This window comes from Oxalobacter paraformigenes (assembly GCF_000158475.2).
GTDB lineage: Bacteria > Pseudomonadota > Gammaproteobacteria > Burkholderiales > Burkholderiaceae_D > Oxalobacter > Oxalobacter paraformigenes.
Genome location: NZ_KI392031.1, coordinates 271,276 through 296,853 on the forward strand (window position 1 = coordinate 271,276; position 25,578 = coordinate 296,853).

Below are 25,578 nucleotides of genomic sequence, written 5' to 3' on the forward strand. Positions count from 1 at the left end.
ATTTGCCGTACTGCCGTGCCGGAGGCAGCGGGATTTTGGGAGGCAGGGCCTATGTTGCGGCACGGGTAAAGGGGAATGTCCGGGTAAGGGGTATCCTGTGGACGGCCGATGCAGTTCGGGTGAGCGAGCGGCCATACAGGGTGAGGGGGACAGGCCGGTTTGCGGCCTGAAGCGGAAAAGCGGTATCCTTATCCTGCGGAAAGGCCGTTTTCTTTCGCGTGTTTTCCGGCTGCGGAAAAAAGCGCCCTGCCGTTTTTCAGCATTTCCAGAACAGAATATTGATCTGTTCATCCTGCCAGATGGCCTGTTCTCGTTTAAACTGGGCTTTTCCATTTGATTGTCCAGAAAAATCATGACGACTTATGCATTGGGAGATATTCAGGGATGTCAGCCGCAGTTGCGCGAACTGCTGGAAATCATCGAAGAGGAAACGCCGGGGGCCAAACTGCTTTTTGCCGGCGATCTGGTCAACCGGGGCCCGCGTTCGCTTGAAGCATTAAGACAGGTGAGGGATCTGGACGACAGGGCAGTCACGGTGCTGGGCAATCATGATTTGCATCTGCTGGCCGTGGCGGCCGGCATCCAGAAAATGAAACCGGGCGATTCGATCCAGCCGGTGCTCGATGCGCCTGACAGGGAGGAACTGATTGACTGGCTGAGGCATCGTCCGATGGCTTATACCGGCGATGGCCTTTTGCTGGTTCATGCCGGGGTCTTGCCGCAGTGGGATCTGACAAAGACGATGGAACTCGCTCATGAGGTGGAACATGTGTTGCGCAGTGCCGACTGGAAGGATTTTCTGGCGGAAATGTACGGCAATTCCCCGAATCAGTGGCGCGACAGCCTGACGGGGACGGCGCGTCTGCGCTGTATCGTCAACGGATTGACGCGTCTTCGTTTCTGTACGGAGGAGGGTGAAATGGAATTCGCCAGCAAGATGGGAACGAATGAAGCGCCAGCCGGTTACCTGCCCTGGTTCGATGTTCCCGGGCGGAAAACGGAGAAGGATACGGTCGTGTTCGGCCACTGGTCCACTCTGGGCCTGCTGTTGCGCGACAATCTGGTCGCACTGGACACCGGATGTGTCTGGGGCGGGAAACTTACGGCCGTGCGTCTTGAAGACCGCGCGCTGTTTCAGGTGGATTGTCCCGGATTTCTGGAACCGGGTGTTCCTGCGGCAAGGCCGCAACAATGACGTCGCGGGCCTGCCGGGACAGGGTTTTCCGGTCCATGCCAGCCGTGTCGATGATGGGCAGAACGGTCAGTTCGGCGTGGATGTAGTCCGAGTTGAACACGTTTTTCATGCTTTTGCCCAGACTGATGTCGCCGCTGGAATCGACGGCCGGTTCAAACTGCCCGGTCCGGTTGACGTATTTCAGCGCGAAAGGCTGAACCGGCAAGCCGGCGTTGATCGCTCCCTCGAAAAGATTGGGATGAAACGGCAGCATTTTTCCCTGTCTGCCGGTCGTTCCTTCCGGGAAAAAGATGCAGCGTTCCCGGGCTTTCAGGTTTTTGACCAGTGTCTCCAGGGTGCTTTTGAGGTTTCTGGCGCTGCTGCGTTCCAGAAAAAGCGTGCCTGTCTTGCGGGACAGCCAGCCGACCATCGGCCAGCGGGCCATGTCGGCCTTGGCGATGAAATGGCCCGGAACAACGGAATAGATCAGGAAGATGTCCAGCCATGAAACATGATTGGCCACGATCAGGGCTCTGGGCGAGAGCAATTCGGGATTGACGACTTTCACGGTTACGCCACAGATGTCCAGCAGTTTTTTCGACCATTTCTGCACATAAAGGTTCTTTTTGGAGTCGTCAATGAAGGGATAGACGACTGTGCCGTAAAAGAAGGCGCCCAGTGTATGCAGCAGTAAACGGAAAAGACAGAAAAACGATTTCATAATGGGCTATTTTACTGTTCAAAAGCGATCCGTCCCTCGACAAGCGTCAAACGGACACGGCCGGGAATTGCCTTGCCCAGGAAAGGCGTGTTTTTGCCCTGGCTGGCCAGTTTTGACGCGTCGACTGTCCAGGTAACGGAAGGGTCGAATACGCAGATATCCGCCTTTTCTCCCGCTTTCAGGTTTCCGCAGGACAACTGGAGAATCCGTGCAGGCTCGGAGGTGATTTTGGCGATGGCGCGGACAAGCGCGTCCGGGTTGCCTTTCCGTTCTGCCGCCCATTTCAGGGTCAGCGACAACAGCAGTTCCAGACCCGTTGCGCCCGGTGTGGCTTCGCCGAAAGGCAGGAGTTTTTCGTCGTCGTCCACCGGCGTATGGTCTGAACAGATCGCGTCAATGGTTCCATCCAATAGTCCCTGTGTGATGGCTTCCCGATCGGCCAGTGTGCGCAGGGGAGGGGTCAGGCGGGCGTTGGTATCGAAATAGTCGATATCTTCTTCCGTCAGATGGAGATGATGGATGCCGACGTCGCAGGTCACCGGCAGCCCTTCTTTCTTGGCCTGACGGACCAGTTCTATGCCCCTGGCGGTCGAGAGACGGCACAAGTGGACGCGTGCGCCCGTTACGCGCATCAGCTCGAAAATGGTATGCAGGCTGATGGTTTCGGCAATGGAAGGAATGCCGGAAAGGCCTAATCCGGCTGCAACGGGTCCGGAATGGGCCATGCCGTTTTTCGCCAGAAAGGGGTCTTCCGGCTGGAGCCAGGAACAGTAACCGAAGGAATGGGCGTATTGCAGGGCACGCAGCAGCATTTCGGTGTCCGGCACCGGTTCGTTGGCGTGCGAAAAGCCGATACAGCCGGCATCGGTCAGTTCGGCCATTTCGGTCAGTTTCTGGCCTTTCAGGCCGATGGTCAGGGCGCCGAGCGGATAGACGTGTGCCTGATTTCTGGCTGCCGCGCGGTATTTCAGCATTTCGACCAGTCCGGGTTCGTCCAGTACCGGATCGGTATCAGGTGGACAGACAAGGCTCGTTACGCCACCTGAAACGGCAGCCCGCATTTCGGATTCCAGGGTGGCCTTGTGTTCATAACCCGGTTCGCGCAGCCGGGCGGCCAGATCGACGAAGCCGGGGGTAACGACCAGATTGCTGGCGTCGATGATCCGGTCTGGCGTAAAACCCGGAACGGATTGGTCTTTTTCAGCGATGGCAAAGATTTTACCCTCGGCTATGGCGATATGCCGGATGCCGTCAATACCATTGGCCGGATCGATCAGCCGTCCGTTTTCGATAAGAAGTTTCATTCACATAATCCTCAAGAACTGTCCGGTTTCGCTCAGTTGCCGGCCAGAATACTCATGACGGCCATCCTGACGGCGATGCCGTAGGTCACCTGCGACAGGATGACAGCCTGTTTTCCGTCGGCGACGGAAGAGTCGATTTCGACGCCGCGGTTCATCGGGCCGGGATGCATGACGATCGCGTCGGGTTTGGCCAGCGCCAGCCGTTCGGGCGTCAGTCCATAACTCTTGAAAAATTCCTGTGCCGACGGCAAAAGCGCGCCGTTGATGCGTTCGTTCTGGACGCGCAGCATGATGACGACATCCACATCCTTCAAGCCTTCGTTCATGTTGTTGAACATGCGGATGCCCATGTCTTTCATGGCCGGCGCCAGAAGGGTGGTAGGGCCGATCACCCGGATTTCGGGGACGCCCAGCGTCTTCATGGCGTGAATGTCGGAACGGGCGACACGGCTGTGAAGAACGTCCCCGACAATGGCGACTTTCAGATTCGTGAAATCCTTCTTGTAGTGCCGGATGGTGTACATGTCCAGAAGTCCCTGCGTCGGATGGGCGTGACGGCCGTCTCCCGCGTTGACGACATGGATGTGATCCAGCCCGTGCCTGTTCAAGTGCCGGGCAATCAGGAAGGGAGCGCCGGACTGGGCATGGCGGACAACGAACATGTCGGCGCTCATCGCCGTCAGATTGTCCACGGTGTCGAGCAGTGATTCGCCCTTGCTGGTGGAAGACGCGGCGATGTTCAGGTTGATGACGTCGGCGGAAAGGCGTTTTGCCGCGATTTCAAAGGTCGTCCGGGTGCGGGTCGAGTTTTCGAAGAAAAGATTGAAAACGCTTTTGCCGCGCATCAAGGGCACTTTCTTGACCTCGCGGTCGGATACGCTGACGAAAGAGGAAGCGGTGTCCAGAATGTAGGTCAGGATATCTTTCGGCAAACCGTTCAGGGCCAGCAGGTGCCGGAGTTCGCCGTTGCTGTTCAGTTGGGGATTAGGCATTTTCCACCGTCAGAGAAAAAGTGTTGTTTTCGGTCTGTTGCAAAACGAGTTTCTCGTTTTTGTCGAGAGACACGCTTGCTGCCACGAAATCGGCGGCAATAGGCAGTTCCCGCTCGCCACGGTCGATCAGGGCAGCCAGGAGGATACGGGCCGGGCGGCCGTAGTCGAACAGTTCGTTGATGGCGGCGCGGGTGGTGCGGCCGGTGTAGAGCACGTCGTCGATGAGCAAAATGGTGGCGCCGACAACGTCGAACGGAATCTGTGTCGGCTTCACTTCGGCAGGCAGCCCCTTTTCCGCATAATCGTCCCGGTAAAAGGAGACGTCGATAAAGCCGGGCGGATTTTCGAGCCCGAGATCGGCAACGATCCGTTCGGCGATCCAGGCGCCTCCGGAGCGGATGCCGACGATGGCGACTTTCGGCTCATTGGTGAGGGCGTCGCGGATCTGTTTCAGGAGTTTGGCGTAAAGCGCTTCCGCGTTCAGTTCAGTTATGGAGGGTTTCATCGAAATACTGTTGCAAAATAAGGGCGGCGGCATGGGCATCGTCCGCCTGGCCAGGTTTAAAATTCAGAACGGATGAAGTATACCGCTCATCGACCAGAATGGTATCCAGCGCAAACCGGCCGTGCAACTGGTTGGCAAAGCGCCGGCAGCGCCGGGTCATGTCATGTTCCGTTCCGTCAGGATGGGAGGGAAGGCCCACGACCAGTTTTGCCGGTTGCCATTCGACGATCAGTTCCCCGATTTCGGCAAAGCGTTTGTCATTGGCTTCGGCACGGATGATTTTCAGCGGCCGGGCGCTTTTCGACAGGTCGTTTCCGATGGCGCATCCGATCCGTTTCAGGCCGAAATCGAAAGCCAGAATGACAGTGGGAGAGGCATTCATATGTTTTGTCTGTCTGTCGGAAAAAGCGTGAACGCGAACAGGTTGCTGTCAGGCATGCCCCACCTCGTGAGTCAACCGGGATGGATCGAAACCCAAAAGACGGATAGCCGCAGTATACCGCTCCTGAACAGGCAAATCAAAAATGATGGAAGGGTCTGCGGCAACCGTCAGCCAGCCGTTATGGCTGATCTCGTCTTCAAGCTGTCCGGCGCTCCATCCGGCATAGCCGATACTGACCAGAAGCCGCTGTGGCCCTGTTCCGGAGGCAATGGCTTCCAGAATGTCCCGGGAGGTCGTGAAGGCGACCTGATCCGAGATTTTCAGCATTGACGTGAATTCGGTCTCGGGTGAATGCAGGACGAAACCGCGGTCTTCCTGAACCGGACCGCCGAACATGACAGGTTTGTGAACCGGCGCCGGAATTTCCAGATTCAGGTTAAGCCGTTCGAGCAGATGCCCGATGGTGATGTCCATCGGTTTGTTGATGACGACTCCTAAAGCGCCGCGTTCGTTATGCTCACAGAGATACACGACACTGCCGCCGAAGATCGGATCATGCATTGATGGCATCGCTATCAGAAAATGATTCGAGAGGTTCATGGCTGTCAGTCAATCCGGTTGGGCCTGTAAGGGGTAACTGTAAAACATCAGACCATATTGCCAGTTGTCATTGTATCAGTGTTCGTCCGTTTCACTCATGAATTCCGGTTTTTCTGAAGCGACATTTCAGGAAAAGATGGATCGGGGCGGTAAAAAGCGTTTCCGGCTGACGACAGAGGCCGCTTTTGATGGCGTTCGCCCGGTAAAACAGGTTAAAATACGGAAAATTTTGCAGCAGAACAAACGGATTTTTTGCTGTGTCGATCGTGTTTTTTATGCCAGTCAATAATGACCATCAAATCTGACAAATGGATCCGGCGCATGGCCGAGGAAAAGGGAATGATCGAGCCGTTTGAACCCGGCCAGGTCCGTTCCGTCAACGACAGGAAAATCGTTTCTTACGGCGTCTCGTCATACGGCTATGATATCCGGTGTGCTGATGAATTCAAGATTTTCACGAATATCAACAGCACGATTGTCGATCCCAAGAATTTCGACGAAAATTCATTTGTCGATGTCAAAAGCGATGTTTGCATTATTCCCCCCAATTCGTTTGCGCTGGCGAGAACGGTCGAATATTTTCGTATTCCCCGCAATGTGTTGACGGTCTGTCTCGGGAAATCGACGTATGCCCGTTGCGGAATCATTGTCAACGTGACGCCCTTCGAGCCGGAATGGGAAGGGTACGTCACTCTGGAATTTTCCAACACGACGCCCTTGCCTGCCAAGATCTATGCTTGGGAAGGTTGCGCGCAGGTCCTGTTTTTCGAAAGCGACGAAGTCTGCGAAACGTCATACAAGGACCGCAGCGGCAAATATCAGGGACAGGTCGGGGTGACTTTGCCGAAAGCGTAAGTCGGGCAGGAGCGGTTTCGGCAGGGACGACGGATAGATAGGGTGTTAACCTTGTATCGGGCTGGAAGTTATGCTGATCTTTTATCTGCGCAATTTGACCGGGGTGGAACGGAGCGTCAAGGCTGACGTCCATCTCGGGCTTTCGCTGGCCTTTATCGCAGGCGCCATGAACGCCGGCGGTTTTCTCGCTGTCCAGCAATACACGTCCCATATGACCGGCATCGTTTCCAGCATGGCTGACGGGCTGGTTATCGGCAATTTCAATCTGGCGCTCGCCGGCGTCGGCGCGATGATCTGTTTTATTATCGGGGCGGCATTTACGGAGCTGATGGTCAACTGGGCTCGCGGAAAACGCCTCCAAAGCGAATATGCCTTGCCGCTGATTCTGGAAGCGGGACTGTTATTGTGCTTCGGTTTGCTGGGAGGCAAATTGCACCGGCATATGGGACTTTTCGTATCGATTACGGTTATGTTGCTCTGTTTTCTGATGGGCTTGCAAAACGCGATCATCACCCGCATTTCCCGTGCCGTCATCAGGACGACGCATATGACCGGTATCGTGACCGATATCGGTATTGAACTGGGGAGAATGTTCTACTGGAACCGGAAGGTGGACAAGGAAGACGAAGCCTATGTTCGCGCCAACCGCGGCAAGCTCATCTTGCTGACGAATTTGCTGGTCATGTTTTTTCTGGGAGGCGTTGCCGGCGCGTTCGGATTCAAGTGGATAGGCTATCTGGCGACGATTCCGCTTGCTGTTGCCCTGATCGTTCTGGCGATCATTCCCGTGCTGGACGATGTGAAGCGTTTTTTCCGTTGAACAGCTTGTTACAAATTATCGAAAATAGGGCTTGCTTGTTGTTCTGTTAAGCGCTAGCTTATCCGCATTTCCGATTTCTGAAAAAAACGGTATGTCCATCTCTTTTTCATGGCCTGTCAGGGTGTATTTTGAAGACACCGATGCCGGCGGTATTGTTTTTTACGGCAATTACCTGAAATTTTACGAGCGCGCCCGGACGGAATGGCTTCGTTCGATGGGTATCGGACAACAGTTTCTGAAAGACGAATACCGGATTCTTTTCGTTGTGAAAAACGTGTCGGTGGACTATAAACGGTCGGCCGTTCTGGACGACTGTTTGCAGGTGACGACCGGCATTTCACGCATGAAAGGAGCGTCTCTTGAGTTCGAGCAGGCTGTGTGGCGCGAGGACACGTTGCTGTCAACCGCAACGGTGAAAGTTGTCTGTGTCGGCATGGATAATATGAAGCCGGCGCCGATTCCCGGGGATATTGCGGCCAGAATGCGTGCCGGGTTGAATCCGGAATGAAAAGCGCTGGAACAGACGGCAAAAAAGGAGGGGCCGTTTCCGGAACGGAGCGGTTTCGATTTCAACTTATCGTTATTATTTGAAAATGACAGTTTCCCAGGATTTATCGTTCATTTCGCTGATTGCCAATGCATCGCTGCTGGTGCAGCTGATCATGGCTTTGCTTGTCGTCGTGTCATTGATGAGCTGGACGTTCATTTTCCAGAAAATGTTCGCCATCAAAAACGCCAGGGTGGAGACCGAAAATTTCGAACATGCTTTCTGGTCGGGCGGCAATCTGCAAAGCCTGTATCAGCGTGCCGGAAACAATAACAGAACCGGTGCGCTGGAACGCATTTTTTATGCCGGCATGGGCGAATATCTGAAGGGAAAAAATGCCATGACGCCCCATTCCACGCAGGATGCGGTAGCCTTGCTCGACGGCGCGCGCCGGGCCATGCGGGCGGCTTACCAGCGCGAAATGGACAGTCTGGAGTCGCATCTGGCGTTTCTGGCGTCTGTCGGGTCCGTTTCCCCGTATGTCGGTCTTTTCGGAACGGTCTGGGGCATCATGAACGCTTTTCGCGGACTGGCGAATGTCCATCAGGCCACGCTGGCGACGGTGGCTCCCGGTATCGCCGAAGCGTTGATTGCCACGGCGATCGGCCTGTTTGCCGCGATTCCTGCCGTTGTGGCCTATAACCGCTATTCCCACGATATCGACCGTTTGTCTATCCGTTTCGAAACGTTTATCGAGGAGTTTTCCAATATTCTCCAGAGGCAGTCCTAGGTGCAGGAGGTAAAACCGTGTCCGAGCAGATTTCAGGTTCGTTAAGAAGCGGGCGGAAAAACAAGTTCAAGTCCGAAATCAATGTGGTGCCATATATCGACGTCATGCTGGTTTTGCTTGTCATTTTCATGGTGGTGGCGCCCATGACCAATCCGGGCGTCGTGGATTTGCCGTCGGCGGAACGGACAGCGTTGCCGCCATCCGATTATATCCAGATTTCCTTAAGACCCGATGTGTCGGCAGAGATCGGCATTCACCGGCCCGGAAAGGGCAAGGATGTGTTTGAGTCGGTGCCCGACAGGGAGGCGCTGATGCAGAATCTTCAGGTGCTGCATGCCGAAAATCCGGATTTGCCGGTCCTGATCGCGGCAGACAAGAATATTATTTATAACGAAGTCGTCCAGGTGATCTCCGATGCCAAAAAGATGGGTATACGGCGGGTGGGACTGGCGACCCGGTAAAGGAATTGGCAAGGCGCAATGGAAAACGGTCTGCTGTCGATTCCCAAGGAAAAAAAGCTGAAGCCGGCTTTTGTGCTGGCTTTGGCCGTGCATCTTGTTCTGGTGGCTTTTTTATGGATCGGGGTCAGCTGGCAGGCAGATACAGGCGATATGGTCGAAGCGGAAGTATGGGATATCAAGGTACGGGAAGCGGCCCCTCTGGCAGCGGGCCAGCGCTCTGCGATGGCGGCTGCCGAACAGACAGAGCAGCGGGTTGCCGCCGAGCCTCCTGCCGCTTCGCCAGAACCTGAAATGCGTGAGCCTGTAGCCCGGACGCGTCCCGACATTGCGCTGGAACAGGAAAAGAAAAAAGCCGAGGCGAAGAAACGGGCAGATGAACGGAAACGGCAGCAGGAAGAGCAGGCCCGTCTGAAGAAGGAAGCGGAGGACGCGAGGAAAAAACAGCAGGCGGATGCCGCGGCAGCCAAACGGGCCAAAGTGCTGCTTGATCAGGAAGCCAAACGGATTGCGGGCGGTGGAAGCGGCGGCGGAACAGGCAAGGGCACAGGCGGTGGCGGCACGGCAACGAGCGGCCCGACCGGCAGCGGCGGAACCGGAACGTCGCCCTATTCCACAGGGCCGGGCAAGGCCGATGCCGGTTATATCCAGAAGGTGGCGGCAAAAATCAAATCGAATACTTCTTTCAGCGTGCCGGCATCGCTCGCCGGGAACCCGCCGGTTGTGTACGATGTCGAATTGCTGCCGGACGGAACTTTGCGTAATATACGGAAACGTAAATCGTCGGGTGTGGCCGGTTTCGATGAGGCGGTGCTAAGAGCCATCGAAAAATCCGCGCCTTATCCCAGGGACCGGTCGGGACGCGTGCCGTCCGGCTTTACATTGACGCACAAACCGAAGGGTTGAATGTGAATATCAAATCGTTTTACCGTTCTTTTCTGGTGCTTGGCTTTTCGCTTTTTCTGGCGGGCAAGGCGTTGGCGCAGGAGCATCTGGATATCCAGATTTCGGGGGTCGGGGCAACGCAGATTCCCGTCACGATTGCCGGGTTTGCCAATGAGACTGTGGCTCCGCAGAAAGTGACCGATATCATCAGGGCCGATCTGGCACGAACCGGATTGTTCAGACTGGTCGGCACGGATGCCATATTGCCTGAATCCGCTTTTATCGACTATCCGAAGTGGAAAGCGAACGGCGCCGATGCGCTGGTCGTCGGATCGGTGGAAAAAACGGCCGATGGGAAGATTGATGTCCGTTACCGTCTGTTCGATCTGGGCAAGGCCTCCCAGTTGTCGGCTCTTTCCATGGTGGCGCCGGCTCCCATGACGCGGGTGACAGCCCATAAAATTGCCGACGATATTTATGAAAAGCTGACGGGTATCAAGGGGATGTTTGCGACCCGGATCGCCTATGTCGTCAAGGCCGGCAACGAATACCGGCTGGAAATCGCCGATTCCGACGGCGAGGGGAGGCAGCTTGCCCTGCGGTCGAAAGAGCCGATTATCTCGCCGTCCTGGTCGCCTGACGGCACCAAAGTCGCCTATGTGTCTTTCGAAGCCAAAAAGCCGGTTGTCTATGTCCAGAATCTGGTCACGCGGGCCCGGACGGTCGTGGCCAATTACAAGGGCAACAATTCGGCGCCGTCCTGGTCGCCTGACGGAACGAAACTGGCGGTTGCCTTGTCCAAAAACGGGTATACCCAGATCTACACCGTCAATGCGAACGGGGGCAGCCTCCGCCAGTTGACGCAGACGCGCAGCATCAATACGGAACCGCAGTTTTCCGCCGATGGAAAGTGGATCTATTTCACCAGCGACCGCAGCGGCGGGCCGCAAATCTACAAGATCGGAGTCAACGGCGGCAATGCGCAGCGCGTTACGTTCGGGAGCAATTACAATATCAGTCCCCGCGTGTCTCCGGACGGCAAGTCGCTGGCGTATATTTCGCGGCGAAACGGCGGTTTCCAGCTTTATCTGATGGATCTGGAAAATGGTCAGGAGATGCGTTTGTCCGATACGGCAAGGGATGAATCGCCCAGTTTTTCTCCGAACGGCCAGTTTATTATGTATGCGACCGGCTCAGGCCGTCGCGGTGTTCTTTCGGTGGTTTCGGTTGACGGACGCGTCAGACAGCGTCTGACAATGAAAGCCGCAGATGTACGTGAACCCTCCTGGGGTCCCTTCATGAAATAACGTTGATAAAGGAGTTGTCATGCTGGAATTGAAAAAACTGGTTGTTATGGTAGCGGGCGCCCTGGTTCTGACTGCCTGCGGTTCGTCGGTCAAACTGGACGAAACGGCGCCGATTGAAGACCGGAATGTCTCATCTTCTTCCGCCGATTCGCGTCAGGTCGGCACAGTGGATGCGGTTTCCACCGATCCGTTGAATGATCCGAATGGCGAATTGGCGCAGAAAAGCGTTTATTTCGATTTCGACAGCTATGTGGTCAAAGGCGAATATCAGCCGGTGGTCGATGCGCACGCCCGCTATCTGAACGGCCACCGCAATCGTACGGTCGTCATTCAGGGCAATACTGACGAGCGCGGCGGCAGCGAGTACAATCTGGCGCTTGGCCAGAAGCGGGCGGAAGCTGTCCGCAAGGCTATGGCCCTGATGGGCGTTCCCGACAGCCAAATGGAAGCGGTCTCTTTCGGCAAGGAAAAACCGAGAGCCACCGGAAATAATGAAGCGGCCTGGGCCGAAAACCGTCGTGCCGATATCGTCTATCAGTAATCATGAAAAAACATTCCCGTTTGCTGTTCGCGCTTTTCCTTGCCTGTGCCTGGTTTCCCATGCAGCAGGCTGGCGCCGCCCTGTTCGAGGATGACGAGGCTCGCCGGCACATTCTCGACGTGCGCGCCAAACTGAAGGAAGTCGAGCAGGAAAAGGCCGACAAGGCCAGTTTGCTTGTCGTTGCCAATCAGAATGAAGCGCTGCGTGAGGAAATCGCCCGCTTGCGTGGCCAGATCGAGGTGTTGACCAATCAGGTCGCCACGCTTGAAAGCCGGCAGAAGGATTTTTATCTGGATCTGGATACGCGGCTGAAAAGGCTGGAACCCCAGCAAATGACCGTCAACGGCAAGGAAGTCACTGTCGAAGCCGATGAGGGGCAGTCGTATAGCCGCGCTGAAGAGTTATTCGCTGCTGCCGATTACAAGGGAGCCGTTTCGGCGTACAGCGATTTTCTGAAGCGTTTTCCGAAGTCCCATCTGGCGGCGAAAGCGCAATACCAGCTCGGGAATGCCTATTATATGCAGGGGGATTATAAAAGCGCCCTGAAAAACCAGTCGGCTGTCGTTAGGCGTTATCCGAAAAACCCGATAACGCCTGAGGCCATGCTGAATATGGCGAGTTGCCAGATCGGTCTGAAAGATTTGGCATCCGCGAAAAAAACGCTTTCCGAACTGGTCAGGAAATATCCCGCATCGGAAGCGGCAAAGGGGGCAAAGGAAAGGCTGGCGCAACTCGGTTGAGGAAAGAAAGAGGGTATTAAAGGGGATCGCCGGATCCCCTTTTTTTGTGCGCTTAAAGGGATGCGGCCTGACCGGCATTTTGCTGTTGTCGGGACATGGCGGCCGCTACTGCCGCAGCCGTTTTCTTTTCCTTGCGGGCCTTGGCGGTCGGTAGCCGGCGCAAGTTGCGCAAGGCGTTCAGATCCTTGATTTCAATGGTTTTCTGATCGACGCTGATCCAGCCGATTTCGTGCAGGGCCGAGAGGGTACGGCTGACGGTTTCCAGCGTCAGACCGATGTAGCTTCCGATTTCATGTCGGGTCATGCGCAGGTTGAATATCCGGTGGGAATAACCCATCTGGGAAAAACGGTCGGACAGGGAAACCAGAAAACGGGCAACGCGACCTTCGGCAGACAGGGTGCCCAGCATGCAGATCATTGCCTGCTCGCGTACGAGTTCACGGCTCATGACGCCATACATGGCATGTTCGAGTTCCGGATAGGTTTTGCCGAGGGCGGTCAGTTTTTTGAATGGAACCAGTATCAGATCGCAATCGGAGAGGGCGACCGCTTCGGACGTGTGGAACTTGCTATGGATGCCATCCACACCCAGGAGATCGGATTTCATCGGGAAAGAAAGCACCTGTTCATTGCCCAGTTCGTCGATCATGACGGTTTTCAGGAAACCGGAATTGACGACGTAGAGCATTTCGAAGGGCTGGCCGATGGTATGGATCCGCTGGCCGGTTTTGAACTGGACGTGCTGGAAAAGAACTTCTTCATTGGCAACCGGGGTGTTGTTCGGGGCAGGAATGCGCAAAAGGGAACAGATATCTTTCAGGTTTGATCAGAGTTTCCCGTTTTTCTGTCTGCCGGCTTCCATGGAAGAAGAGTATGTCGTTTCCTGAAAGGATTTGTTCGAATTGGTTGAAAACATCATCGGTGCCTCCAGTTAAAAATGTTTGTTAAGGGTTTTTCACTAAGAATCCGGGTTACTGACTACGGCTGTCTTGCATCAATTCCGTTATTTGAATTATGTCAATTTGACCGGTTCGTGAATATCGGCAGACGCTGAATGTGGTTGTCAGAATGATAACCCTTTCTGTAGGAATTTTCTTACCTTAACGTGGAAGTTCATCTGGTTAATTGATATTTGACAAATTGTTTCTTATCCAGACGCCAAACAAGTGAATGCCTGGATTTTCAAAAAGAAACATGCCTTAAAACAAGGGGCGGCATGATTTTCAGAAAAGGGAAAAACAGGAAATTAGTTGACTCAAGTTATTGTTTTTATTGAATTTGTGCAATTTTGGATTAATCCGGAACTTTTGGCAGAACCTTGTCTCCAAGTCCTCGTAGTCTTTCTCGCGATGATTGAAATCCCGGGAAGTCGGGTTTCAAGAATCGATCTTTTTTTGAAAGATAAATGTTTTTCTAAAGGAGGTCATCATGGCGTCACAATCCAAAAGCAATTCTGAAAGCACTAACAGTAATTCCGGCAGCAAATCCGGCATGAACGCAAGTTCCAGAAATTCATCCGGCAGCTCCCGTAGCAGCAGTTCCTCAAGCAGTTCACGCAGCGGTTCCTCCAAGCGGGGTTTTGCGGCAATGGATCCCGAAAAACAGCGCGAAATCGCCAGCATGGGTGGCAAGGCCGCTCATGAAAAAGGCACCGCCCACCAGTTTACTTCGGAAGAAGCGCGCGAAGCAGGCCGCAAGGGGGGAGCCGCTGTCAGCCGGGATCGGGCTCACATGGCGGAAATCGGCCGCAAGGGCGGTTCGAGCAGTTCCCGTTCTGCCTCTTCCGGTGCAGGCGCAAGGAACTGAACTGGCAGAAACGGTTACTAGGCCTTGAATTCCTGTTATTCCGGATTCCGGGATGCGAGGGAAAATAGGGCGGGGAGCTTTGCTTTGACTCTGCTCCCCTTATTTTTTGCCATACGGGACAGGGCCGGTAGCCACCGTCACGAAAAGAAGCATGAAAAGGAGAATATGATGACGTCAGTCAGAATAGATGAACGCGCTATCAACGAGCGCATACCGGCTTCGGGTGAAGAAGCAAAACGGCTCATGTTTCCGGGCATACGCTGGGGAGCCATTTTCGCCGGGGTTGTCGTGGGGATATCCTTGCAGACTCTTCTGGGGATTTTGGGTGTTGCAGGCGGTCTGTCTTCCATGAGCAGTGTCTCATCGGGTGAAAGCGCCGGTTGGGGGGCTATGCTCTGGACAATGGTTTCACTGCTTATTTCCGCTTTTGCCGGCAGTTTCCTGGCCGCCCGCATGTCCGGTTCACGCAGAAAAAGCGATGGGGCCATGTATGGCGCCGTTACCTGGGCCGTTTCCATGCTGCTGTTTGCCATGATACTGTCCACCACAGCCGGCGCCATGCTGAACGGCATGTTTTCAGCCGCCAACACGACCGTGGTTTATTCCGGCACCACCACCAGCGTTTCTCCGACGCTTGCTTCACAGCTGCGTCAGGAACTGGGAGGTGAATTGAGCGCGGCCAATCTGCAGCAGCTCCAGCAGTATCTGCAGGCGGGACAGCGTGAAGAAGCGATTGTTTATCTGACGTCGCTGGGCGTCGAATCGCCGCGTGCCGTTTCAGTCGTCAACAATGCCATGAACCAGATCGGCAGCTCGTCGGTTATCGCTTCCGAACAGCTGATTTCTCCGGACCAGCTGATTAGGGCAGTGACCGCTGCAGCCTGGATGGTGTTTATTGGTGTTGCGCTTTCCCTGATTTTCAGTATCGGGGGAGGCATTATGGGCGCCAAATATGCCTATCGCAGTATCTGGGGGCAAAACGGATTTCCGCGCATGCCCAAAGAAAGTAAGCTGATCGACTGATTCACCGGGCTTTGATCGGGCCGGTGGAAGATCCGGCCAAACCGGTTTATGCTTTGTTTTCAACACAGTGCCTTATAATGGTTTTACACGGCTCATGCTGCGAACGAAAAGGTGAAAGTATGAACGAAGATCTACAAACCGGTTTGCCGGATCAGGAAAGACTCATTCAGACGTGGCTGGCCCTGCTGCAGGAAGCGGAGCCGGCCAGTACGTTAATCGAGACTCATGTTTCGTGGATTCTGATAAGCGGCCAGTATGCCTACAAGGTCAAAAAGGCGCTTCATTTCGGTTTTCTCGATTATTCCGATCTGGCGATGCGCCGTTTTTATTGCTGTGAGGAAATTCGCCTGAATCGCAGGACGGCTCCGGAAATCTATCTCGACGTGGTTCAGATCGGCGGGGATTTTTCCAGTCCGGCGCTCCATGCCAGTCCCGCACTGGAATATGCTGTCAAGATGCGCCGTTTCAACAATGAAAAACAGCTTGACCGACTGCTTGAGGAAGATACGCTGACGGCAGGAGATATCGACAGTCTGTCCAGAGCGGTCGGGGATTTTCATCAGGGTCTCATGGCTTTGCCGCAGGGGGAAGCGGTTTCTCCCTATGGAACGGCGGATTTCCAGTTGCGAACCGTTGCCGGAAATCTTCAGGAACTGGGCGATTTGCTGACCGATCCCGACGATCTGGCGCTATGGGAAGAAGTGAAAAAAGCGCAGATTGCCGAATGGCTGGTTTGCCGCGACTATTTCGGGCAGCGTCAAAAAGCGGGGTTTGTCTGTGAGTGCCATGGCGATCTGCATATGGGCAATCTGGTTTTGGTGGAAGGAAAAGTTGTGCCGTTTGACGGCATTGATTTCGATCCGCAATATCGCTGGATGGATATCATGAGCGATGTCGCCTTTGCTTTTATGGATCTCTTGTATTTTCGCAAGGCACCGTTTGCCTGGCGTTTTCTGAACGATTATCTGGAACAGACGGGGGATTATGAGGGGGTGGCCCTGTTGCGCTTTTATGCCGCTTATCATGCCACTGTTCGCGCGAAAGTCCACCGGATACGGCTGTTGCAGGAAATGGACGGCATTCGTGAAACAGTCCCTGCAGGCGCCGAATACCGGCGGTATATGGAACTGGCCAACGAGTTGTTGACAAACCGGCGACCTGCGCTGATTGTTACGGTGGGACTCCCCGGTTCGGGCAAAACGGTTTTCGCGAAAATGGCCGTCGAGAAATTATCGGGAATCTGTCTGCGTTCCGATGTGGAAAGGATACGTCTTTACGGTGAGGAAAGACCCGCGGGAGGCGAAAGCGGGAATGACGTGCGCTATACGGAACAGGCCAGAGAGAGGGTGTATGAACGGCTGCTTGACAAGGCGGACAGGCTGCTCAGGGCGGGCATGACGGTCATTGTCGATGCCTCGTTTCTGAAGGCGTCCCACAGGGCGCTTTTCCGGAAGCTGGCGGAAAGCCGGTCGGTGCCGTTTGCCATGGTGTCGCTTGTTGCCGGCATGGAAACGCTGCAAAAAAGGCTGGAAGAACGCCAGCGGAGGGCTGAAGACGCTTCTGATGCCGGGCCTGAAGTGCTGGCTTTGCAAAAAGCGCGAATGGAACCGCTGGAAACCGGCGAAAGGCGGTTTTCCGTGGAGTTCGTCAATGAAAGCGATAGCGGTTTCGATGAGAATGCCGCGGGCTGGGCTGTCCTGTCGCGGCTGTTTGAACCGGAAAGAAACCTGGCCTGATGGTTCAAGAGGAGGCGGCGGGATAAAAAACCGGAAGCAGGAATTTCCGGTTTTTTATGGCCTGATGGCAGGAGCGTTTTACGCCAGTTTGTCGAGCCGGAGAATTTTGCCGAGAACGCCCGCTTCCAGACGTTGGCGTTCGAGTTCTTCTTTTTCCCAGATGGCCGGCAGGATCTGCATCGGTTCATCCAGCGGTTCATCGGACAGTTTGAATGTTCCCCAGTGCATGCCGACAAACTGTTTCGCTCCAAGGAGTTTGAAAGCCCTGACGGCTTCTTCCGGATCGATGTGCTGGGCGCGCATGAACCAGCGCGGCGCATAGGCGCCCGCGGGCAGCATGGCGGCATGGATATCCGGGAAACGCTCCGCAATCTGGGCAAAGCCCTCGAACCAGCCGGTATCGCCGGAGTGATAGACGCGCAAACCGTTCCGGGCAATGACATAACCGCCCCACCAGCTTGTGTTGATGTCGGTCAGACCCCGCCGGCTCCAGTGTTCGGCCGGAACGAAGGTGACGTCCAGCCCGTCGATTTCTTCCTGTTGCCACCAACTCATTTCGACGACTCTGGGAAATCCGTTTTGCCTGAACCAGACGCCAAGCCCTTTGGGAACGACATAGACCGGGCCGGGCCCAAGGCGTTTCAGGGTCGGGGCATCCATGTGATCGCGGTGATTGTGTGTGATAAAAACCGCGTCGATCTTCGGCAGGGCAGCCCAGTCCAGACCCGGTGGCGAGTTGCGTTTGATGAAACCCAGCGAACGGGACATGACCGGATCGATCAGCAGGTTTTTGCCGCCCAGCTGAACGAGAAAAGAGGCTTGCCCGATCCAGGTCAGCGTGTCTGCCGTCGATTGCCTGAGCGCGTTCCCGTCGTTTTGCACGTAAGGAATCCTGACGCCTGTCGCCGGTGATTTGGGCCGTTTTTCGTTGTGCCAACCCAACAGCCACTTGAGCGTCTGGCTTCCTGCCGGTTTGCGGAAATTGCCTTTCAAGTTGGAAAAATGCATGGTCGAAAACTCCTTGAGTTCCTTATTTTACCGCGTATGGGCGAATTGCGTTTTGGGGGAAAGGGGCGGCAGACTGAGCCGGAATGAGGTCGAAGAGAAAAAAGGCCGCGAGGGAATGGAACCGGTCATTCAAAAAATGTGCATTTTGAGCGACCATATTTTGCGTTAAAGCAAGCGTCTCGTTTACAATTCTCCCGTTTTGGTGCTCGCGCATCTGTCTGATGCGCGGTTAAACGGGAAACACGAAGTCGTTTCGAGCGACCAACGTGTGCTGCCCCCGCAACGGTAAGCAGGCGTCCCCGAAGGGACTCGTCGCCCATCTGTACCACTGTGCTCTTGCATGGGAAGGTCGGGCGATCAGCTCCGGACTCAGTCCGGAAACCTGTAGCCCGGATACCGGCCAGGACGGAACAGGTTGTGCCGCGGACGGGGAAGTGCCGCGAAGGCGTGTCGGCTTTGTCCGTATCCGGCGTCATTCGTTTTTTCTTCCGGGTCTCGCGGCACGTTGATTGACTTGAGTGCGGCGGGGTCGCCGGCTCGAAGCATCTATATGGAAAAAACGCATGCATTCCCCCCTTTTCAATTGCCGTTCCCGTTCGGCGATCAAACCTCTTTTGCTCGTTTCTCTCTTGTCCGGCTGTTTTGCCGGTTCCGCTTTTGCGCAGGAAAATGGCCGGGCCGATATGGATGAAAAAACGCTGGAACCCGTTGTCGTGACCGCGTCACGCGTTGAACAATTGCAGAAAGACGCCATTCCGAGCACGACAATCATCACCTCCGAAACCATTCAGAACAAGAAGCTGGCCGATTTGCCTTCCCTGTTAAGGAGCGAGGCAGGTATCGAACTGGTCAGAAGCGGGGGCGCCGGAACGGCCGCTTCGCTTTTCATGCGGGGAAATGAATCCCGGCATCTTCTTGTCTTGCTCGATGGCGTGCCCATTCAGGATTCGCTGGGAGCAGGCAGTACTGAACTGCTGTCTCATATTCAGCCCGACCAGATCGATCATATCGAGGTCGTTCGCGGCAATGTCTCGTCGATTTATGGTTCCGGCGCCATTGGCGGGGTTATCCAGATTTTTACCAAACAGGGTACGGGAAAACCGGCGGCTCATGTTTTTGCCGAATACGGTTCGCACGATACGGTCAAACTGGGCGCTGGCGTATCGGGCAAAACCGAGGCCGGAACCGGTTTTGCCCTGTCGGTGACCCGTTACAAAACCAACGGTTTTTCAGCCATGAATTCCTCGAAGGATTCTACCGTCAATCCTGATGACGATCGCGACCGGAATGTCAGCGTCAATGCGGCATTGTCCCAGCGTCTGGACCGGGATCATGAAATCGGCGCGCGCCTGTATATGTACGACGCCAGGTTCGATTTTGACGGGCAGTCGGGTATCCATGAGGAGGCAGACGGAAAATCCAAGCAGTGGACAACCGCTCTTTACAGCAAGAACCGTTTTACCCGAGACTGGCTTTCTACGCTGACGTTTTCTTATAACAGTATAGAGCGTCATGCCAATGTGCTGGACGGGGACTGGGTGGATTACGGTTATGGGCCGTCCAATAACGATTACCGTTCCCGATATCGCAGCGAAACGAAATTGCTCCAGTGGGAAAACCGGCTTGCCTTGTCTTCCGACTGGACGTTGACGGCAGGCATGGATCTGGGTACGGAAAACGGATATGTCAGTAACCGTAATCTTAACCTTTCCTATGGCAGTTACAGCATGAATGTCGATCGCGACAAGTACAGCGCTTATGCCGGCCTTCTGGGCAATGTGGGCGCACACAGCCTGCAGGCCAATGTCCGTTACGATCATGTGGAAGATGCCGGTTCGGACACTACCGGATTTCTGGGATATGGCTATGAGCTGACTCCTTCCTGGAAACTGCTGGCCAGCGTTTCCACTTCCTTTCTCGCCCCGACTCTGGACCAGTTGTACAATCCGGAATGGGGCGGCAATGAAGACCTGGAGTCTGAACGTTCCACCAATTATGAAGCGGGCATCCAGTACGCCAGGGGCAAAGATCTGATCCGGCTCAGCGTGTTCGAGTGGCATACCCGCCATCTGATTTCGTACAGTGCAGGCAAATACATGAATGTCAACCGCGCCAAAAGCACGGGGGTCGAGCTGAACATGTCGACCGATATTCTGGGAGTGGATGTGGGCGCCAATCTGACCTGGCAAAATCCCCGGAACAGGGAAACCGATGCAAAGCTGGACCGGCGGGCGGAAATATTCGGTTCCCTGAATGTTTCCAAGACCCTGGGCAAATGGTATCTCGGGGGAGACCTCCTCTTTACCGGGCACAGGCCGGACAAGTATTATGACGCCAATACGTACAGCAATGTGGATGTCACGCTGCCTTCTTTTACGCTCGTCAATCTGAACGCCCGTTACGATATCGACAAGAACGTTTCGCTCTATGCGCGGATCGAAAATCTCTTCGACAAGGATTATGAAACGGTGTACGGATACAACCAGCCGGATCGCGGCGCGTATGTTGGCGTGAACGTGAAGATGTAAAATAGGATTTTCATAACCCGTTCGGAAGGCTTGCACACTGTGCCGGAACAGAACCTTTTCAGCCAGTCGGCCTTATTGACAAGAAGACGCAAGGCCGTGTGGCTGCTGGCGCTGGTTTTGCTGTCGGTGGCGAGTCTTCTTGTTTCCTGCATGACCGGTTCGGTTGGCTTGAGTGCGCCGGAACTGTCCCGGGCGTTTGCCAGTCTGCTTGCAGGCCACTCCGATTCGCTGGCGTCAACCGTGCTGGGCTTGCGGCTGGAGAGGGCTTTGGCCGCTTTTATGACCGGATCGGCGCTGGCGTTGGCGGGCTGTCTGATGCAGGCGCTTTTGCGCAATCCGCTGGCCGATCCGTATGTGCTGGGCGTGTCGGGCGGCGCTTCGGTGGGAGCCTTGTCCATGCTGTTTCTGTCGGTGTCGTCATGGGCGGTCGGTACCGTGGCGTTTGGCGGCTCGCTGGCCGTTGCCCTGATTCTTTACGGCTTGTCCCGGCGCGACTTCGCTTCGGCAGACGGGGCTTCGCGGCTGTTGTTGACCGGCGTCATTCTGGCGTTCGGGTGCAGTGCCATTGTCACTCTGTTATTGACGGTCGCGCCCGATCACGATTTGCGCGGGATGGTTTTCTGGCTGGTGGGCGATCTGTCGGGTGCGACGTTCAATGCCGGGGCCGTTCTGCTTGTTTTTCTTGTGTTTGTCTGGGCATGGCATGTTTCGCCCGCGGTGAACCTGCTGGCGCTTCAGGCGGATATGGCCGGGACGCTGGGCGTCAGAGTGCCCTGGCTCAGGAAAGGCTTGTTTGTCAGCAGTGCGCTTCTGACGGCGACAGCGGTTACCGCAGCGGGCAATGTCGGGTTTGTCGGCCTGATCGTGCCCCATGCCTGCCGGATGATGTGGGGGCCGGATCACCGTTTTCTTTTTCCCGCTACGCTTTTGACCGGCGGTTTCTTTCTGGTGCTGGCCGACACGGCGGCAAGGACGCTGCTTTCGCCGCATCAGTTGCCGGTCGGTGTGGTCACGTCGCTGATCGGTGTCCCCGTTTTTCTCTTCCAGTTGTACCGGGGCAGAATAGTATGATACTCACGGTGGACGGTCTGGGTTTGCAGGTAGCGGGCAGGATGCTGGTGGAAAGGCTGGATATGGCTGTTGGCGCCGGAGAATGCTGGTTCGTTTACGGACGCAACGGCGCCGGGAAAACCACCCTGTTGCAGACGCTGGCGGGCTTGCGGATACCGGATGCCGGTTCCGTTTTGCTGGAGGGACGGGAACTTTCCGGCTGGCCGCTACAGGAACTGGCGCGGCGACGGGCCTATCTTTCCCAGTCGCAGCCGGACGCGTTCGGGTTTACCGCGTTTGAAACGGTTTTGGCCGCCCGCTTTCCTTACCGGGCCAAAAAGATGTGGGAATCCGGAGAAGACAGGGACAGGGCGGCTTGCGCGCTGGAACACATGGATGTGCTTCATCTGGCCGGCCGCGATGTGCGTACCCTTTCCGGTGGCGAACGGCAACGGGTGGCGATTGCCGCGCTGCTGGCGCAGGATACGCCGCTGATGCTGCTGGACGAACCGGCGACGGCGCTCGATCTGGCCCATCAGGCCGCCCTGATGAAGACGATTGCCGGTTTGTGCCGGGAACGGAAAAAGGCCGTCGTGACGGTTGTGCACGATCTCAATCTGGCCTGGGCGGTAGCCACGCATGTGCTGTTGCTGCATGGTGACGGGAGATGGGAAGCGGGAAGGGTTGAAGAGATGATGAAAGCGGACAAACTGTCGCGCTGTCTGCACTATCCGGTCGAATCCATTGTCCACGGCGATCGGCCGGTTTTCGTTTCTTTCTGAATGGCCGGGAATGGCTGGAATGAAAAAGATGCGTTTCCTGAACACATGTTTATGGTTTGGCCTTTTTATGACGGCAAATGCATGGGCTGCCGTCAGCGTGACGGATGACGCCGGTCTGGCCGTGACGCTTTCGCATCCCGCCCGGCGCATTGTTTCCCTGTCGCCTCACGCAACGGAGATGATTTATGCGACAGGTGCCGGGGAACAACTGGTCGGCGTGACCCGTTTCAGCGATTATCCGGGGGAGGTGCGCCAGGTTCCGGTAGTCGGCGATTTCAGGCAGATTGACCTGGAACGCGTGCTGGCGCTGAAGCCGGATTTGCTGATTGTCTGGAGTGGCGGCAATCCGCCAAAGCAGGTCGCGAAGCTGAAACAGGCGGGCATTCCGGTTTTTTACAGCCATCCGCGCCGTCTTCAAGATATTCCGGATACGATGGTTCGACTCGGTACCCTGACAGGACATGAAGCGACGGCAGGGAGGGCGGCCGGCAAGTGGAGGCGGAAGCTGGAAGCGTTGAAAAAGAAATACCGGAACCGTCCGTCCCTGCGCGTTTTCTATCAGGTGTCGGATGTGCCGCTTTTTACCCTGAACGGCCGGCATATCGTCAATGAGATTATCGAAGTATGCGGCGGCAGGAATGTTTTTGCGGATTTGTCCGTTATCGCGCCCCATGTCAGCACGGAAGCGGTTCTGGCCGCCAATCCCGAAGTGATTGTCAGCAGTCGCGGGATGGGCACTGAAGACGGGCTTTCGGGCTGGAAGCGGTTCAGGACACTTGACGCCGTGCGGTACGGCAATCTTTTCCGGATCGACCCGGACTGGCTGGATCGTCCGGGGCCGAGAATGATTTCCGGGGTCGGGATGATGTGCGAAAAGCTGGATGAAGGCCGGAAAAACCGGCAGGCATTCCGTTAACGGAAAAACCGGCAGATTGTATAAGGCGCAGTCTCGAAAACGGAAAAAGGCAGATCGCTCTGCCTTTTTGGTGAATGACGCGCTGGCGTTTTGACGGAACCCTCAGATTTCGAGGTTGTCGATCAGCCGGGTTTCGCCCAGTTTGGCGGCAGCCAGCACGACCAGCGGTTCTTTTTCCGCCAGTTCTCCGGCGGTCGGCGGTTGCAGATTCGATCGCTTGCGGATAGAGACATAGTCCGGCGCCCAGCCGCGCTGGGTCAGTTCTTCCTTGGCATGTTTTTCCAGTTTGTAGATGTCCAGATAACCGCCATGCATTTTATCGGCGATGTTTTGCAGGGTCTTGTACAGATTGGGCGCTTCCTGGCGCTGTTCCTTGGTCAGGTACATGTTCCGGGAAGAGAGGGCCAGTCCGTCGTCCGCACGCCAGGTTTCGGCAGCGATGATTTTCGTTGGCAGCGCGAATTGCTGGGCCATGTTGCGCACGACCATCAATTGCTGGTAATCCTTTTTGCCGAAAATGGCGACGGCCGGATTGACGCAGGAAAAGAGTTTTAAGAGCACGGTCGTTACGCCATTGAAGAAACCGGGGCGGAATTTGCCCTCCAGAATGTCGGCCAGTTCCTGCGGCGGCTGGACCCGGAATTCCTGCGGTACCGGATACATGTCTTTTTCCGTCGGCGCGAAAAGCACGTAAACCCCTTCTTTTTCCAGTTTTTCGACGTCGGCCCTGAATGTGCGCGGGTAGGTATCGAAGTCTTCGTTCGGCCCGAATTGCAGGCGGTTGACGAAAATGGAGGCGACGACGGGGTCGCCGTGTTTTTTGGCAAGCCGCATCAGCGACAGGTGACCGTCATGGAGATTGCCCATGGTGGGAACGAAGGCGGTGCGCAATTGTCCGCGTAACTGGTTGCGGAGTTCTTCTATGGTGGTAACAACTTTCATGATGTGCCGGCAGTCCGGAAAGAAAAGGGTTAAAAAAACAAACGTAATGAAAACCGTATTCTGGGCTTAATCGTGGTATCGGGTCAACCTTATATAAATCGGCGCGCCGGCCTCGACTTGCGTGATTTCGATCAGGGTTTCCTTGGCAAGCTCCAAAAGGGCCAGAAAGTGAACGACGACGACGGCAAGGCCCGCCGTTTCGTCGAACAGGTCGTAAAATTCGACAAACCGGACGTTGCGCAATTGCCGCAGGATCGAGGCCATGTGTTCTCTTACCGACAGTTCCTGCTTGCTGACGGTATGGCGGGTTGACAGTTTGGCGCGGTGGATGATCCCGGCAAAAGCCTGCCGCAATTCTTCGGCCGAGACGGCCGGCCAGACTTTTTCGGGGTTTTTCGGGATAGCCGCCTGCGGCAGGAAGAAATCGGTGCCGAGCCTGGGCAATTCATCCAGCGTTTTTGCCGCCAGTTTCATGCGTTCGTATTCCAGAAGCCGGCGAACCAGCTCGGCACGCGGGTCTTCCGGTTCTTCATCCGGCGCCGGTTTCACTTTCGGCAGTAAAAGTCGGGATTTGATTTCCACGAGCATGGCGGCCATCAGCAGGTAGTCGGCAGCCAGTTCCAGTTTTTGCGACCGGATACGATCGACATAGTGCAGGTATTGCAGCGTCAGCTCGGCCATGGGAATGTCCAGAATGTTGAAGTGCTGGCGTCTGATCAGGTATAGCAGCAGATCGAGCGGGCCTTCGAACGCTTCCAGAAACACTTCCAGCGCTTCCGGAGGGATATACAGGTCGGCCGGTATTTCGGTGACGGATTCACCGTATAAACGCGCGACGATATCGCTTTTGCCGGTTTCTCCGGGCAAAAGCATGTCCGCTTCCGTTGAAGAGGGAGTAGCCGGCGGGAAATCTGTCATGACGGGTGAACCCTTTCAGTGAGACGACTTCGGTATTTGAGCGGGCGCTTTGCCTTTCAGTACGAAAGGAAGGGTTTCAGGCGGCCGTTTCACCGGCTCTAAGGCAGCCTGTTTTCGTGTTCTGTAACCGGTTGCCGGATGCCGTTTCCGTCCTTCTTTCAGCAAACAGTCCAGTTCCGAAATGTAGCGATTGTCCAGTCTGAATTGAATCATGGTTGTTAATGTCCGGGGTATGGCAAGCTTGTTGGTGAAGTCGGTAGAGTGTTTTCAGGTCGGGCGTTCTTTTGCCGTATTTCTTCCGTAAGGGG

At 55.4% G+C, this 25,578-nt stretch carries 29 protein-coding genes and 1 riboswitch; of the genes, 17 read left to right on the forward strand and 12 right to left on the reverse strand.

Annotated elements, in window-relative coordinates:
- Nucleotides 1-352 precede the first annotated feature (352 nt).
- The gene (locus OFAG_RS04625) at nt 353-1,195 is read left to right on the forward strand and encodes a symmetrical bis(5'-nucleosyl)-tetraphosphatase (RefSeq protein ID WP_005877579.1); all 843 of its coding nucleotides are present in this window, start codon (nt 353-355) and stop codon (nt 1,193-1,195) included.
- Here OFAG_RS04625 and OFAG_RS13225 read toward each other — a convergent pair.
- From OFAG_RS13225 to OFAG_RS04660, 6 genes are read right to left on the reverse strand one after another with little or no spacing between them, the layout of a single operon-like run.
- On the reverse strand, nt 1,101-1,895 hold the full coding sequence (locus tag OFAG_RS13225; RefSeq protein ID WP_005877577.1) for a lysophospholipid acyltransferase family protein: 795 nt from the start codon (nt 1,893-1,895) through the stop codon (nt 1,101-1,103). The genes OFAG_RS04625 and OFAG_RS13225 overlap by 95 nt on opposite strands.
- 11 nt (nt 1,896-1,906) lie before the next feature.
- Nucleotides 1,907-3,199: a dihydroorotase gene (locus OFAG_RS04640; RefSeq protein WP_005877575.1), complete on the reverse strand. Its 1,293-nt coding sequence runs from the start codon at nt 3,197-3,199 to the stop codon at nt 1,907-1,909.
- A gap of 32 nt (nt 3,200-3,231) precedes the next feature.
- Complete coding sequence (locus tag OFAG_RS04645) at nt 3,232-4,191, reverse strand: aspartate carbamoyltransferase catalytic subunit (RefSeq protein ID WP_005877573.1); 960 nt, start codon at nt 4,189-4,191, stop codon at nt 3,232-3,234.
- Entirely contained in the window at nt 4,184-4,696 is a 513-nt protein-coding gene (gene pyrR / locus OFAG_RS04650) for a bifunctional pyr operon transcriptional regulator/uracil phosphoribosyltransferase PyrR (protein WP_005877571.1), read from the reverse strand. The genes OFAG_RS04645 and pyrR overlap by 8 nt, the downstream gene beginning before the upstream one ends.
- Nucleotides 4,677-5,078, reverse strand: a complete 402-nt coding sequence (gene ruvX, locus OFAG_RS04655) for a Holliday junction resolvase RuvX (protein WP_005877570.1) — start codon at nt 5,076-5,078, stop codon at nt 4,677-4,679. The genes pyrR and ruvX overlap by 20 nt, the downstream gene beginning before the upstream one ends.
- Before the next feature lie 48 nt (nt 5,079-5,126).
- A complete protein-coding gene (locus OFAG_RS04660; protein WP_020994864.1) occupies nt 5,127-5,678 on the reverse strand; it encodes a YqgE/AlgH family protein in 552 nt (183 codons plus the stop codon).
- 288 nt (nt 5,679-5,966) lie between these two features.
- On the opposite strand from OFAG_RS04660, the gene dcd reads away from it, so the two are divergent.
- The 9 genes from dcd to ybgF all read left to right on the forward strand — a co-directional run bounded on the left by dcd (nt 5,967) and on the right by ybgF (nt 12,561).
- Nucleotides 5,967-6,533 carry a dCTP deaminase gene (dcd, locus tag OFAG_RS04670; protein ID WP_005877568.1) on the forward strand — a complete coding sequence of 189 codons (567 nt, stop codon included), beginning with the start codon at nt 5,967-5,969 and terminating at the stop codon, nt 6,531-6,533.
- Nucleotides 6,534-6,603: 70 nt separating this feature from the next.
- On the forward strand, nt 6,604-7,353 hold the full coding sequence (locus tag OFAG_RS04675; RefSeq protein ID WP_005877567.1) for a YoaK family protein: 750 nt from the start codon (nt 6,604-6,606) through the stop codon (nt 7,351-7,353).
- Between the two features lie 91 nt (nt 7,354-7,444).
- A complete protein-coding gene (gene ybgC, locus OFAG_RS04680) occupies nt 7,445-7,861 on the forward strand; it encodes a tol-pal system-associated acyl-CoA thioesterase (protein WP_020994865.1) in 417 nt (138 codons plus the stop codon).
- Between the two features lie 85 nt (nt 7,862-7,946).
- A complete protein-coding gene (gene tolQ, locus OFAG_RS04685) occupies nt 7,947-8,630 on the forward strand; it encodes a protein TolQ (RefSeq protein WP_020994866.1) in 684 nt (227 codons plus the stop codon).
- A gap of 17 nt (nt 8,631-8,647) precedes the next feature.
- A complete protein-coding gene (locus OFAG_RS04690) occupies nt 8,648-9,091 on the forward strand; it encodes an ExbD/TolR family protein (protein ID WP_005877564.1) in 444 nt (147 codons plus the stop codon).
- An 18-nt stretch (nt 9,092-9,109) separates the two neighbouring features.
- Nucleotides 9,110-9,994: a cell envelope integrity protein TolA gene (gene tolA, locus OFAG_RS04695; RefSeq protein WP_005877563.1), complete on the forward strand. Its 885-nt coding sequence runs from the start codon at nt 9,110-9,112 to the stop codon at nt 9,992-9,994.
- Nucleotides 9,991-11,280 (forward strand): Tol-Pal system beta propeller repeat protein TolB, encoded by a 1,290-nt coding sequence (tolB, locus tag OFAG_RS04700; RefSeq protein WP_005877562.1) that lies wholly within the window; start codon nt 9,991-9,993, stop codon nt 11,278-11,280. The genes tolA and tolB overlap by 4 nt, the downstream gene beginning before the upstream one ends.
- 19 nt (nt 11,281-11,299) lie before the next feature.
- The gene (pal, locus tag OFAG_RS04705; protein WP_020994868.1) at nt 11,300-11,821 is read left to right on the forward strand and encodes a peptidoglycan-associated lipoprotein Pal; all 522 of its coding nucleotides are present in this window, start codon (nt 11,300-11,302) and stop codon (nt 11,819-11,821) included.
- 2 nt (nt 11,822-11,823) lie between these two features.
- The gene (ybgF, locus tag OFAG_RS04710; protein ID WP_005877558.1) at nt 11,824-12,561 is read left to right on the forward strand and encodes a tol-pal system protein YbgF; all 738 of its coding nucleotides are present in this window, start codon (nt 11,824-11,826) and stop codon (nt 12,559-12,561) included.
- A 52-nt stretch (nt 12,562-12,613) separates the two neighbouring features.
- Here ybgF and OFAG_RS04715 read toward each other — a convergent pair whose 3' ends face one another.
- Together OFAG_RS04715 and OFAG_RS14275 are read right to left on the reverse strand one after the other, a co-directional pair.
- The gene (locus OFAG_RS04715) at nt 12,614-13,381 is read right to left on the reverse strand and encodes a Crp/Fnr family transcriptional regulator (protein ID WP_231371710.1); all 768 of its coding nucleotides are present in this window, start codon (nt 13,379-13,381) and stop codon (nt 12,614-12,616) included.
- A 556-nt stretch (nt 13,382-13,937) separates the two neighbouring features.
- Entirely contained in the window at nt 13,938-14,132 is a 195-nt protein-coding gene (locus OFAG_RS14275; RefSeq protein ID WP_231371720.1) for a hypothetical protein, read from the reverse strand.
- Between OFAG_RS14275 and OFAG_RS04725 the strand changes: the two genes are divergently transcribed.
- The 3 genes from OFAG_RS04725 (at nt 14,053) to OFAG_RS04735 (ending at nt 17,126) form a co-directional block, all read left to right on the forward strand.
- Complete coding sequence (locus OFAG_RS04725) at nt 14,053-14,367, forward strand: KGG domain-containing protein (protein ID WP_147617769.1); 315 nt, start codon at nt 14,053-14,055, stop codon at nt 14,365-14,367. The genes OFAG_RS14275 and OFAG_RS04725 overlap by 80 nt on opposite strands.
- 165 nt (nt 14,368-14,532) lie before the next feature.
- Entirely contained in the window at nt 14,533-15,390 is an 858-nt protein-coding gene (locus OFAG_RS04730) for a hypothetical protein (RefSeq protein WP_231371668.1), read from the forward strand.
- Nucleotides 15,391-15,509: 119 nt separating this feature from the next.
- Entirely contained in the window at nt 15,510-17,126 is a 1,617-nt protein-coding gene (locus OFAG_RS04735; RefSeq protein ID WP_020994870.1) for a bifunctional aminoglycoside phosphotransferase/ATP-binding protein, read from the forward strand.
- A 78-nt stretch (nt 17,127-17,204) separates the two neighbouring features.
- Here OFAG_RS04735 and OFAG_RS04740 read toward each other — a convergent pair whose 3' ends face one another.
- Nucleotides 17,205-18,134, reverse strand: coding sequence for an MBL fold metallo-hydrolase (locus tag OFAG_RS04740; protein WP_005877547.1), 930 nt, complete (start codon nt 18,132-18,134; stop codon nt 17,205-17,207).
- A 183-nt stretch (nt 18,135-18,317) separates the two neighbouring features.
- A riboswitch (cobalamin riboswitch) is annotated at nt 18,318-18,553 on the forward strand.
- Nucleotides 18,554-18,697: 144 nt separating this feature from the next.
- Here OFAG_RS04740 and OFAG_RS04745 point away from each other — a divergent pair.
- From OFAG_RS04745 to OFAG_RS04760, 4 genes are all read left to right on the forward strand, one after another.
- Nucleotides 18,698-20,662 (forward strand): TonB-dependent receptor domain-containing protein, encoded by a 1,965-nt coding sequence (locus OFAG_RS04745; protein ID WP_005877546.1) that lies wholly within the window; start codon nt 18,698-18,700, stop codon nt 20,660-20,662.
- Between the two features lie 39 nt (nt 20,663-20,701).
- Complete coding sequence (locus tag OFAG_RS04750; RefSeq protein ID WP_005877545.1) at nt 20,702-21,733, forward strand: FecCD family ABC transporter permease; 1,032 nt, start codon at nt 20,702-20,704, stop codon at nt 21,731-21,733.
- Entirely contained in the window at nt 21,730-22,494 is a 765-nt protein-coding gene (locus OFAG_RS04755; protein ID WP_005877544.1) for an ABC transporter ATP-binding protein, read from the forward strand. Before OFAG_RS04750 ends, OFAG_RS04755 begins: the two co-directional genes overlap by 4 nt.
- Before the next feature lie 67 nt (nt 22,495-22,561).
- Nucleotides 22,562-23,410: a cobalamin-binding protein gene (locus tag OFAG_RS04760; RefSeq protein WP_040720889.1), complete on the forward strand. Its 849-nt coding sequence runs from the start codon at nt 22,562-22,564 to the stop codon at nt 23,408-23,410.
- Between the two features lie 102 nt (nt 23,411-23,512).
- Here the strand turns inward: OFAG_RS04760 and panC are convergent, their stop codons facing one another.
- The 3 genes from panC to OFAG_RS04775 form a co-directional block, all read right to left on the reverse strand.
- Complete coding sequence (panC, locus tag OFAG_RS04765; RefSeq protein ID WP_005877542.1) at nt 23,513-24,352, reverse strand: pantoate--beta-alanine ligase; 840 nt, start codon at nt 24,350-24,352, stop codon at nt 23,513-23,515.
- Between the two features lie 66 nt (nt 24,353-24,418).
- Complete coding sequence (locus OFAG_RS04770; RefSeq protein WP_005877541.1) at nt 24,419-25,270, reverse strand: segregation and condensation protein A; 852 nt, start codon at nt 25,268-25,270, stop codon at nt 24,419-24,421.
- 15 nt (nt 25,271-25,285) lie between these two features.
- On the reverse strand, nt 25,286-25,483 hold the full coding sequence (locus OFAG_RS04775) for a hypothetical protein (protein ID WP_020994871.1): 198 nt from the start codon (nt 25,481-25,483) through the stop codon (nt 25,286-25,288).
- Between the last annotated feature and the right edge of the window lie 95 nt (nt 25,484-25,578).